Genomic DNA, 12,156 nt, shown 5'->3' with positions numbered 1-12,156 from the left:
TCCTATTTCAAAATTATGTCAAGTTAGTCTCCTTGCTAATCCATATGATTAAGAATATACTATGTGTGAACCATTTTCATCTTTTGTTATTTCTATCGAGTATGGAAAACTATCTTTAAGTTCATCTATATGCGTTATAACAATTATTAATTCAAATTCATCTTTTATCATATTTAAAACATCAATAATATTTTGACGCCCTATTACATCTTGTGATCCAAAACCTTCATCTATTATTAATGTTTGTAAATTAACTCCTGCTCTTTTTGATAAAAATTTTGATAGTGCAATTCTCAATGCAAAATTAATCCTAAAGGCTTCACCTCCACTGAATAATTCGTATTTTCTTTTGCCAAGTTCATCGGAGATTTCTATATCAAGGGTTTCCTGTACTGAACCATTTTTATTAGTTTTTTGAGTTAATAAACTTACATACATTTTCCCATCTGAAAGTTTAGAAAGAAAATTATTTGCTGTATCTTCAAATTCTGGCAGAGCATTCTCGATTATAAGTGCTTGTATGCCTTTCTTGCCAAAGGACCTTTCTAATATCTCATAATAATGTATTTCAGTCAAATAATTATCTTTTTCTTTATTTAAGTCATTAATTTTTGTTTCTAAATATTCGATTCTTCTTATTCTGTCAGAAATCGATGCTAAATTTGCATTCAAGTTTAGAAATTCATTATTTAAAATATCTATTTTTTGTTTTAAAGATTTAATATCGTTTATTAATACATCGTATCCGCTACATTGAGATTTAAAATACTCCAACGCTTCTTTGTCTTTTTTTAGGTTTTCAGTGTACATGTCTATTGTCTTTTTATAATTGCTGTATGTATTTTGATAATCAACAATATTTTGTTTTGAGATATTTAACCTTTCATATTTCTTTTCATAATCTCTATATTTTTCATATTTAACTTTTATGTCTTCATAAAATTCCACTGAAAAATTCAACTCTTTTAACTTATTTTCAATTGTAGACAACTTTTCTATTTCTTTAACTGCATACTTGTTGTTATTTAAACAATCTGATATATCTTCTATTTTTCTTTTTAATTCATTTAGCTGGTTTAAAAGATTTTCTTTATCTGATAAATTATTTTTTAGTGTATTTATATTAGCAACTAATCTTTCCCGCTTGTGTTGTAAATTCGATAAATTTTCTCGCTCTTTTCTTAAAACTTCTAAATTGTTTTGTTCTTTTAAAATTTCATCTTTGAGTATAGATATTTCTTTTTTGTACCCATTAATTTTTTCTTTAAAATCGTCCAGCAAACTACTTTTCCTTTCTTGATCAAGAGGCGAATTACACAAAGGACATTTAGCATCTGTTTTTAATATCGTATTATAATTTTCTTTAAGCTCACTAATTCTATCATTGTAGCCTTTAAATGAAGCTTTAAGTTCGGCTATTTTTTGAGTGCATTTTTGAATTTCATCTTCATTATTCATTATTTTATCTTGTAAATTGTTGAGCTTTTCTAGCTCTTTTTCCAGAGTTTCTACTTCTTTAGTATTTTTTTCAATATCTTTATACTTTTCTAAGCTTTCATTGTATTTAAATTGCAAATTCTTAAGCTCTAATTCGGTTTCTTTTTTCAATAAATTAATATCATTCTTTATTTTCATTTTATCTTTTTCAAGAACATTAAATTGCATATATTTGTTATCTAGCTCTTTTAACTGATCTTGCAATGACTTAAAAGTATTATAGCCTTCAAAAATAGAATCTTCATTTTTTATAAGTTTGTTGATTTCATTTATTTTGTTTTCAAGGTCACTCAACATAAATTTATATTCTGAAATGACTTTTTCATCCATTTTGATTCTCTCGATGTATTCATTATACTTTATGATAGTGTCCTCCATATTTCGCTTTTTTTCCTGTAATATATTCATTTCATTGTTTAATTTATCAATTTCAGATTTTATTTCGTTGCACTTTTTAGATAACTCTTCCTTTTGATTGATTAATTCATTTTTATCTTTTATTTCATTCATATACAATTTTAATTGTTCGTCTATTATATTAACTTTTTTTTCATATTCATTTCGCTTTAATTTCGCCTTTTCCTGTAATTTGTCATAAACATCTAAACCTAATACTTCTGAAAATATTTCTTTTCTTTTAGTAGGATCAGCCTCTGAAAAGAAACCGTATTTATTTTGTGGCATAAATGACGATGCTACAAAAGTGTCGTAATCCAACATAATTGTTTTTTCAATCTTGTTTTTCGTGTCTTCCAATTTTTCTTGAGTTAATGATTTTAATGTGCCATCATCGTTTATAATATTAAATTCCAAAATGGAATTAGAGTTCCTTTTTTTCTTTCTTAAAATTCTATATTTAGTATTATTGATTTCAAATATGAATTCTACTTCCATTTCATCAGCACCAATTCTTATAAGGTCATCGCTGCCTCTTCCCGCGCCATCTAATCCTCTTGCTCTTCCCCATATACACCATGTTATAGCATCCCAAAGTGATGACTTGCCATTTCCGTTTTTACCTACGATTGCCGCTACATGAAACCTTGTAAAATCCATTACTTCATGCTCAGAATAAGACATAAAGTTTTTTAAAGTAAGTTTTATCGGTACCATTTATTTATTCACCTCTTCAATAAGTTCTTTGTATAAGAGGGAGGCTCTGTTTAATAGCTCATTTTTATCCACATCTAAATCAATAGATAGGAAATATTTTGAAAGTGCATCTATAGGGTTTAATTGTTCATTAATCTCGGGATTCCTTAAGGCTCCTTTATCTATATCAAAATCCTTTTTAATTCCAACAAAATAATATGAATTTTGAATAAAATATTTATCAATTTCTCTATATCGTATATGTTTATCAATCTCTTTTGTAGTTTTTAAATTTAATCTTACAATAGATTTACTAAGATCATACCTTTTTAATTTGTCTAATATTTCTTCAGTAGGTGAAATATTGCTTTTGACTTCTATATTAATTGTTTTGAATTCTCGTGAATTTGTACTGATAAATTTATGTAGTACTTTTTCACCATCTATGATAACATGGCAAAATCCCTTTTCATCCTTTTCTTCTCCAAAATCTATCTTTTCTATGCTTCCACTGTATACTGTAAGAGGGGTATCCCAAATAACTTGATATTTGTGTATATGTCCAAGAGCTACATATTTATATTGATGTCTAGCAATAACACTTATAGGAACGACGACATCGTCACCAATCATTATACTTTTTTCACTGCTTGTTACAGCACCTGTGACTGATAAGTGGGCGGATAAAATTGAGGGTATTGAAGAATCAAGTTTTGATGTCAATATATCAACAATCGTATTTATCTTTTCTACCATTTTTTTGTTGATATCATCAATACTTAAATTTTTGCTTTCTTCCAGTTTAAGTAAAAAACTCTTCGGGAAATACGGCAGACAAGCCACTTGTATTGGACCATTTTTGGTTTTTATGAGAAAAACGTCTGGTTTATTTGCTACATACACATTGTCCACATCAAGTATTTTATATATATCAAAGGCTCTTGCTTTTGAATCAGAATTAGGCTGATCATGATTCCCATTGTTTATGACGACAGGTATGTGTTGTGAAAGACGTTTAATCCTTTTGGCTAATTCGCGTTGCTGTGTAGGATTTGGCTCTCTCGATTTATACATGTCACCCGAAATAACAGCTATATCACAATTTTCTATTGAATAATCGACAAACTTATCAAAAGCATTTAGGAAATCTTCCAATCTTGTATTTAAACCGGTTTTTTTATTGATGGTTCCATAATTTTCAATGCCAATATGTATATCAGCGGTATGAGCGATATTTATCACAATGTTCACCTCTTCTAGTTAATCTGGAAATAATTCATCGATCTTTTCTTTTTCTATTAACTCCAAAAAAGGCTTGTCTATAAAGTCACTATCATTAAAAGTTGAAACATCCTTGTAAAATTCCTGATCATAATTTCTTGTCTTAATAACAACTGGCATTGGTACAGCATGGCCTATTATTAAAGCTTGTTGCTTTTGGTCAAGGCTTGCCAATACATTTCTTAATTTTGAAGCGTTATTTACACCGGATAAAAATGAACTTATATCATTGTCATCTTCCAGCCTGCATGTAATTTTTGTGCCAATCTGTGACATTACTTCTGTGTCAATTTGAGATGTCCTCTGATCCACGATCAACAATGTAACATTATATTTTCTCATTTCTCTTGCTATTTCCCCCATTGTAGTCTCTTTAGAAATAGATGGATCTAAAAATCTATGTGCTTCTTCCACTGCAATGACTAAAGGTATGGGGCCTTTGCTGTTGTTTGCTATAGCTTCTTCAGATTTTTTAACGTACATGTCATGTATATGACGCGTTATTATGTTCGCTACTAACATGTAGCCTAATGTAGAGACATTACCAAATTCTATTACGACATTTATTCCATTCTGTAAATAATCCATTATCTGTTTAATACAGTCATTTGGAGTCACATTCATCAAAAAAGGTAGTTTTGTAAATCTTTCTAATTTTCTTCTTAAAGCCTGCAGCGAACTTCCATTAGCACCTATTTCCAATGCATATTCATCGATTTCTGATGCATCGATGTTTAAAAAGTTATACAACCAATTATTGCCTTCTTTTTTCATTATTTGATATATACTCTCGATTGCTGTACTATTCAAATTCAACATAGAATTTAAAAGTAAAATATCATCAGGAGTTATTTGATTGTAAGCTATATTTAAAACACCGTCTATAGGTACTTGCCTTCGTAAAGAAGATTCTCTATCTAAAGTAAATATAGCAACTTTGCTTCCAAATAATTGCTTTAATCCTTTTACATAACCGCTGTTTTCACTTTTTGCACCATAACCATATTCGTTGTGAGCATCAAAAATGAGGCTTACAGCAAGCTTAGATTTTACTAATCCAGACAATAATAGTCTTGTTAAGTACGTTTTTCCTGTACCTGCACGCCCAAAGATACCTGTGCTCCTTTCAACAAGTTTTTTCAAATTTATGCAAATTGGAATGTCCATTTCAGGTGGTGTACCGATGTAGAAATTCTCATCAGAAGGCTCTCCAAAAACTGCATATATATCGTCTTTATCTGCATCTAAAGCATATGAACCATAAGATGGTATTGATTTAACAGTCAATGCATTTTGATTTTCATCAACTTGTATCATTGGGGATAGTGTAATAACACCGTACACTCCTGTTCCTTCTATTATTTTTTCATCAATCTCGCTATCAAAATTTGTTCCACTAATCATGATTTGAGGATTCACAGCTTCATATTTAATATCTGTTACCATGCATAAATATTTATTTTTCTTTCCAGTGACGACAACGAAATTGCCAACTTTTATATCCTCTATAATGCTGTCTCCTGTAAGCTTAATGTCTAAACCAGATGATATAGAACCTCTAAAAAGTTTACCTTTCATATGTTACACATCCTTTTTATTGTTACATATCTATCAAAATCATTTTTCAATAATCTTATTAATTCCTTGCCTACATCTATTAAATAAGATTCTTCATGATCTGTAGAATAATATAAGGTCCTTATAGCAGCTGCAATAAGTTCATCTTCTACACCTGTTTTTCCGTTTAATATATATTTTATGAAGTTGAGATCTGCCCTTATATCCTTCAAATCAATGTTATCGCATTGATAAGTAAATGCGTGTATTTTTACTGGCTTAGGTGGGATTAATCCTATATATCTGTCTTTTTTATAGCCTATTATTTGAACATCAAAATACGTATGCATCAATTCAAAAATCTGTGGTTGTTGCATTTTTAACTCTTCTTCGGATAATCCAAATGCAACTGGTCTTCTTGTTTGATCATCACTCATCGTGGAAACATTGTAGACAATGCCATATATTGTTATATCGTTTGATATTGCCTTTACAAAACTTCCAAAATCAGGACCGTCATTCAACTTTACAGATTGACATGTAAATCTTAACGTACTTGTTTCTATTACTTCGCCAATATGATTCATAAAATACTACTCCTTTTTCTCTGCGATTTATATGAACGGGATACTTTTATGCCATTTTTAATATATAAATTTGATAACATACTATAAAACAAATCTCTATCAGCACCTGTAACAACGGCTTGTTCATGTGCTTCTGATAGCGATATAGGGTATCCATTTCCTTTTTTTGACTGATCATAGCATATAAAATGTACTAAATCTAAATTTCTTTTATCATCTGCAACCCAATATGGAATTTCTATTCTGGCAATTTCATGTCCAGTATTGAGATAAAAGAATGCAATTTTATGCTCACCATAATTTTCCAATATATGTGATGTACTTAAAAATAATGGAGACCTCTCTCCATTTTTAAGTATTTTTAAGAATAAATCTGCGTCATTTATTTTGTTTATTATGCTGCATGGCAAACTTTTATCATTTTTTAAATAAGGACAATTATTGCAATTTACAAGATCTTGTGGACACAATGATATCCGAAGCATATTTATAAAATCATTGCTTTTAGGTGAACTAATATACCCAACAATAGGTGTGTTAAACTTTTGAGCAGTATCAAAAGTTCTAAGTATGCTGTCAATTATAAATTTCTCATTAGGATCTCCCTGTACCATCCATTCAATCAAAGTTCCGTCAATAAAAGCGATTTTATTTTCAAAAGCGATTTTATTTTCGTCTTGTACTCTTGATATACATTCGGTAACTTTGTTGTATTCCATAATTGTTCTTTTAAATGTTATATCTTTTGCGTTAATTAATGTTTTTATTCCCCCATATTCCTTATACAGATCATCTTCATTAAAATATAAAGTCGGTTCTGATTTTAATTCGGCATTTGAATTTTTCCCGTAATTAAATATTACATAGCCTATGTTTATCAAGTAGCATAAACGAACTTCATGCCTATCAGGCATGATTTGAGAACCATCTACTGCTATAACACTGTAGTCTTTTGTTATTTCGCATACAGGCTTTATATCATTTAAGCTTTCTATAGGAAGTGCAGTAAGCCAAGATGTTTTGCTTGACTTTATCTTTTTAATCAATTCATCTTCTGCGCCCTTTACTTTATTAAATTCATCAAGAGCATTTTTCAAATCCTCAATCAACGTATTAAATACCTTTTTTTCACTCTCAACTAAAGTGTTAATTAAAGGAATTAATTTTGACCTATTTAGCAATTTAATTAACCTCCTCATCTAAGAGGGCTTTATTTATGTCTTCGATCATGAATCCCTTTCTGAATAAATAATTTTTGATTTTCAATTTGTCATTTGTGGAAATACGTTTTTTGATAATCAATTTTTTAATCGTATCTATTTCATCTTCATATAATTGATCAAGTTTCGATGCAATTATAGAAGGATCAATTCCTTTTCTATAAAGTTCATGGTATATTCTATATTTGCTGTATAGACGTTCCTTTTTTTCTTTTATATATAACTCTGTATAATACTCATCATCTATGTAACGCTGCTGAATCAATTTTTCTAAAACATTATTGATTATAGAATCATCGTAACCTTTTAATTTTAATTTATCAATAAGCTCTTTTTTGGTTCTCATAGAATATGAAAGAAATTTTAGTGAATCATTATATGCACTTTTATTAACTAAGAAGTTTACATAATAATTATATTGTTCCTCATCTATGTCAATTCCTTCTTTTAAATCAAATTCTTTTTTTTCTTCATAAGAAACTGAAAATGCATATTTATTGTCAATATAAACATTAAATCGCATACTATTGTTTTTTTGTTTTTCGATGTTTGTAATCTTCATTTTATCACCTTTTATAGAAAAATAACCCTATATAGGGTTACTAATCTTGTTCAATTCCGTTGTCACTAACTGACTTTTTTGTTGTTACTAAAAGATTGAAATTTTCTCTAATTTTATTTTCTATTTCATCTGCAATTGGCTTATTATCTCTCAAATACTGTTTTGCGTTTTCTCTGCCTTGCCCAAGCCTTATGTCGCCGTAAGAATACCATGCACCACTTTTGTCTATTATATCGATGCTTGCAGCTAAATCCAAAATGCTGCCTTCTCTAGATATGCCTTCGCCATACATAATATCGAATTCTGCTTGCTTAAATGGAGGTGCAACTTTGTTTTTTACAACTTTTACCCGTGTTCTATTGCCTACAACATCATTGCCCTGCTTTATAGCATCTACTTTTCTTACATCAAGGCGAATCGTAGAGTAAAATTTTAAAGCTCTACCGCCAGGAGTTGTCTCCGGATTTCCAAACATTACGCCAACTTTTTCTCGAAGCTGGTTTATGAAAACAGCTACAGATTTTGTCTTACTTATAACGCCAGATAATTTTCTTAAAGCTTGTGACATGAGTCTTGCCTGTAAACCTACATGAGCATCTCCCATATCACCATCTATCTCTGCTTTTGGGACGAGAGCAGCAACAGAATCGATTACTATTACATCGATAGCACCGCTTCGCACAAGTGCCTCTACAATCTCAAGAGCTTGTTCACCAGTATCAGGTTGGGAAACCAATAAATTATCAATGTTGACACCAACGTTTTTGGCATATGCGGGATCCAATGCATGTTCAGCATCGATAAATGCACCGGTTCCTCCTAATTTCTGTGCTTCAGCTAATATATGCAGTGCAATAGTCGTTTTACCAGAAGATTCTGGGCCAAATATTTCTATGATTCTTCCTCTTGGTACTCCTCCCACTCCCAAAGCTATATCAAGGTCAATAGAGCCAGTCGAAATAACCTCTACATTAAGTTTGCTGTTATCGCCAAGTCTCATTATCGAGCCTTTTCCAAATTGTCTTTCGATTTGACTTATAGCCATATCAAGGGCTTTTTGTTTTTCTATCATAATTTCTCCTCCCGCCAAATTTAGGCAATCCTCATAATTCAATTATATATTAGGAAAATTTAATAGTCAATTTTTAAACCAGTCAAATGTCTTCTCAACATGTCAAGTGCATGCATTGCAGAATTTAATCTTACTTTATCTCTGTTACCATTTGAAATTAATTTTTTTACGTATATTTCATCTTTGTATGCAAGTCCAATGTATACTAATCCAACAGGTTTTTCAATCGTACCTCCACTTGGGCCAGCTATTCCTGTAATAGATAGTCCGTAGTCTGTTTTTGAAATATTTTTTACATTCATAGCCATTTCTCTTGCTGTCTCTTCACTTACAGCCCCATGTTTCCTGATAATCTCACTTGAAACCCCCAAAATATTTTCTTTTGATTCGTTGCTGTATGTTATTGCGCCAAATTTAAAGACTTCAGAAGCACCTGGTACGCTTGTAATTTTTTCTGATAACAATCCGCCTGTACATGATTCAGCAGTAGAAAGCGTAAATCCTTTGTTTTTCAGCAAATTAAGAACTATTGATTCCATAGTATCATCATCTACACCAAAAATATATTCACCAAAAATTTTTCTCAAACTTGCTTCAATGTTATCAATCATTTTTTTGGCCTTTTGAACATCATCAGACTTGGCAGTTATTCTTAATGTAACAAAACCATTTCCAATAAGTGGAGCAACAGTTGGATTTTTTGATAACAACATATCACTTACCATCATCTCAACTTGTGATTCTCCTATGCCAAATATTTTTATTACCCTAGAAACAATTATGTCGTTGCTTAATGACTTTAGGAATGGGTAAACATAATTATTAAACATAGGTATCAATTCTGAAGGAGGTCCAGGCAATATCACAACTTTTTTACCGTTTTTTTCAAAAATACATCCTGGTGCTGTACCATTGTCATTTGGTAAAATTTTAGAACCTTCTGGAAATAAAGCTTGCTTGTAATTATTTTGAGTCATTTTTCTCATTGATTTTTTAAAATATGCTTCAATCTTTAATTTTGTATCTGTGTCTTCAATAAGTTTAAGTCCAAAAAATTCTGCCACAGTTTCTTTAGTTAAATCATCCATTGTTGGACCTAAACCACCAGTTAATATTATGATATCAGAGCGATTTGAAGCAATTTTTAGACATTCTAAAAGTCTACTTTTATTATCTCCTACATTGGTTTGAAAGTGAACATCAATTCCCAATGAAGTTAACTTTTCAGATATAAATTTTGCATCTGTATTTGCTATTTGTCCAAGAAGAAGCTCTGTGCCTACAGATATTATCTCACATTTCACAATAACACCTTCTTATTCCAATATTATGTTTCTACATTTTACGATATAATCTATGCCTGAATATACTGTCAAAAATAATGCAAGATATATTGCTACAGTAGAAAACGGAAAAAAGATATATTCAAATGGGTAATTATTTAACATTAGAGAAATAATTGCTATTATTTGAAATGTAGTCTTGTATTTTCCAAGGTTACTAGCTGCAATTACTACGCCTTTATTGGCACCTATTGCTCTTAATCCTGTTATTATAAATTCTCTTGATAAAATAATTATCACAATCCAACTTTGAATACGACCAAGCTGAATTAAAACAATTAAAGCCGAAGAAACCATAATTTTATCGACAAGGGGATCCATAAACTTACCTAGATTAGTTATTTGATTGTACTTTCTTGCTATATATCCATCTAGTTTGTCCGTTAAGGAAGCAATTGCAAATAAAACTGCTGATATTATGTTACCGTATTTAATACCAGATAGCATAACAATTATAAAAAAAGGAACCAACACCAGTCTTGCTATAGTAATTTTATTTGCTATGTTCACAACAACTCCCCCATTAAATCATAATCAAACGCTTTGGAGATTTTAACTTTTACAAAATCGCCAATATTTAATTTTCTATCTGCCTTGACAAAAGTAACCCCGTCAATATCGGGTGCGTCAATATAACTTCTACCATAATATAAGCCGTCTTTATAACCTTCTACAACAATTTCTAATTCAGTACCTATTAAGCTCTTATTATTATTCAAAGATATATTTTTTTGTAAAAGCATTATTTCGTTGTACCGTTTTTTCTTTATTTTTTCTGGAACTTGATTTGGCATATCATATGCTTCGGTATCTTCCTCTCTAGAATATGCAAATACACCCAATTTATTAAATTTCTTTTCTTTGATAAAGTCTTTCAAATCATTGAATTCAGCATCTGTCTCACCTGGAAATCCAACTATAAATGTTGTCCTTATTACCATTCCAGAAATAGTACGAAGTTTGTCTATTATTTCTTCAATTTTTTCCTTTTGTGTATTTCTTTTCATCCGTTTAAGAACATCATTATTTGAATGTTGCAATGGCATATCAATATATTTCAGTAATTTACTATTTGTTCTGATTTCTTCTATTAGTTCATCAGTTATGCTGTCTGGATAAGCATATAAAATTCTTATCCATTTAATTTCATCTATTTTAGACAATTCTCTCAATAAAGTTGGTAACATAAATTTCTTATATATATCAATGCCATATTTTGTTGTATCTTCTGCAATCAAAATTAATTCTCTTACACCATTTTTAGCCATTATTTTTGCTTCATTAACTAAATCTTCAATTTTAACACTTCTATAATGACCTCTAAGCTTTGGTATTATGCAAAAAGAACATTTATTATTACACCCTTCTGCAATCTTCAAATAACCATAATGTTTTGGAGTACTTAACATTCTTGGTGAGTTTGCATCATCTAATTCATCAGCATGGCCATATTCTAAAACACGCTTGCCATTTAAAGTACTCTCAATTATTTCAGATATTTTTAGAAAATCACCAGTTCCTATGACAGCATCTAATTCTGGTAAATTGCTTAAAAGTTCTTCTTTATATCTTTCAGATAAACAACCAGCTGCTATTAAAGATTTTAATCTTTTTTCTTTAAGCTTACCCATTTCAATTATATAATTAATCGATTCACGTTTAGCACTTTCAATAAATCCGCAAGTGTTTATAATCAATACATCGGCATCATTTTCGTTATTTACTATGTTATATCCTTTTTCTTTTATTATTCCAAGCATTTTTTCAGAATCAACTGTGTTTTTTGCACAACCCAGTGATATTATTCCGACATTTACCATTTAAGACTCCTTTCATTAAATTAATTCTTCTTTACTATGAAAACTTATTATATAAGTAGCCAAAAAAGCGCAGACTTCCCCTACAGCTTTTAAAATAGACTTTAAAGGAAATTAATGGATATATT

10 protein-coding genes are annotated in these 12,156 nt (G+C 30.1%); all 10 read right to left on the bottom strand.

Annotation, left to right across the window (positions count from 1 at the left end):
* Positions 1-48 precede the first annotated feature (48 nt).
* From J2Z80_RS05775 to rimO, 10 genes are read right to left on the bottom strand one after another with little or no spacing between them, the layout of a single operon-like run.
* Complete coding sequence (locus tag J2Z80_RS05775; protein WP_209453550.1) at positions 49-2,610, bottom strand: AAA family ATPase; 2,562 nt, start codon at positions 2,608-2,610, stop codon at positions 49-51.
* Entirely contained in the window at positions 2,611-3,831 is a 1,221-nt protein-coding gene (locus tag J2Z80_RS05770) for a metallophosphoesterase family protein (protein WP_209453549.1), read from the bottom strand.
* A gap of 18 nt (positions 3,832-3,849) precedes the next feature.
* The gene (locus tag J2Z80_RS05765; protein ID WP_209453548.1) at positions 3,850-5,448 is read right to left on the bottom strand and encodes an ATP-binding protein; all 1,599 of its coding nucleotides are present in this window, start codon (positions 5,446-5,448) and stop codon (positions 3,850-3,852) included.
* A complete protein-coding gene (locus tag J2Z80_RS05760; protein WP_209453547.1) occupies positions 5,445-6,014 on the bottom strand; it encodes an HAS-barrel domain-containing protein in 570 nt (189 codons plus the stop codon). The genes J2Z80_RS05765 and J2Z80_RS05760 overlap by 4 nt, the downstream gene beginning before the upstream one ends.
* A complete protein-coding gene (locus tag J2Z80_RS05755) occupies positions 6,011-7,195 on the bottom strand; it encodes a DNA double-strand break repair nuclease NurA (RefSeq protein WP_209453546.1) in 1,185 nt (394 codons plus the stop codon). Before J2Z80_RS05755 ends, J2Z80_RS05760 begins: the two co-directional genes overlap by 4 nt.
* Position 7,196: 1 nt before the next feature.
* Positions 7,197-7,796, bottom strand: a complete 600-nt coding sequence (locus tag J2Z80_RS05750) for a RecX family transcriptional regulator (protein WP_209453545.1) — start codon at positions 7,794-7,796, stop codon at positions 7,197-7,199.
* A gap of 40 nt (positions 7,797-7,836) precedes the next feature.
* A complete protein-coding gene (recA, locus tag J2Z80_RS05745) occupies positions 7,837-8,868 on the bottom strand; it encodes a recombinase RecA (protein ID WP_209453544.1) in 1,032 nt (343 codons plus the stop codon).
* 59 nt (positions 8,869-8,927) lie between these two features.
* A complete protein-coding gene (locus J2Z80_RS05740) occupies positions 8,928-10,172 on the bottom strand; it encodes a competence/damage-inducible protein A (RefSeq protein ID WP_209453543.1) in 1,245 nt (414 codons plus the stop codon).
* Positions 10,173-10,184: 12 nt separating this feature from the next.
* Positions 10,185-10,721 carry a CDP-diacylglycerol--glycerol-3-phosphate 3-phosphatidyltransferase gene (gene pgsA, locus J2Z80_RS05735; RefSeq protein WP_209453542.1) on the bottom strand — a complete coding sequence of 179 codons (537 nt, stop codon included), beginning with the start codon at positions 10,719-10,721 and terminating at the stop codon, positions 10,185-10,187.
* Positions 10,718-12,031, bottom strand: a complete 1,314-nt coding sequence (rimO, locus tag J2Z80_RS05730; RefSeq protein ID WP_209453541.1) for a 30S ribosomal protein S12 methylthiotransferase RimO — start codon at positions 12,029-12,031, stop codon at positions 10,718-10,720. Before rimO ends, pgsA begins: the two co-directional genes overlap by 4 nt.
* Positions 12,032-12,156: the final 125 nt, after the last annotated feature.

Source organism: Thermoanaerobacterium butyriciformans (genome assembly GCF_017874545.1).
Lineage (GTDB): Bacteria > Bacillota > Thermoanaerobacteria > Thermoanaerobacterales > Thermoanaerobacteraceae > Thermoanaerobacterium > Thermoanaerobacterium butyriciformans.
Note: the sequence above shows the minus strand (reverse complement) of the source record. Positions and strands in the feature narration are given on the sequence as shown.

What these genes read in the sequence shown, in the direction of transcription:
- recA (WP_209453544.1), bottom strand. Translation starts at nt 8,868, where the DNA reads ATGATAGAAAAACAAAAAGCCCTTGATATGGCTATAAGTCAAATCGAA.
- J2Z80_RS05765 (WP_209453548.1), bottom strand. Translation starts at nt 5,448, where the DNA reads ATGAAAGGTAAACTTTTTAGAGGTTCTATATCATCTGGTTTAGACATT.
- J2Z80_RS05750 (WP_209453545.1), bottom strand. Translation starts at nt 7,796, where the DNA reads ATGAAGATTACAAACATCGAAAAACAAAAAAACAATAGTATGCGATTT.
- rimO (WP_209453541.1), bottom strand. Translation starts at nt 12,031, where the DNA reads ATGGTAAATGTCGGAATAATATCACTGGGTTGTGCAAAAAACACAGTT.
- J2Z80_RS05775 (WP_209453550.1), bottom strand. Translation starts at nt 2,610, where the DNA reads ATGGTACCGATAAAACTTACTTTAAAAAACTTTATGTCTTATTCTGAG.
- J2Z80_RS05760 (WP_209453547.1), bottom strand. Translation starts at nt 6,014, where the DNA reads ATGAATCATATTGGCGAAGTAATAGAAACAAGTACGTTAAGATTTACA.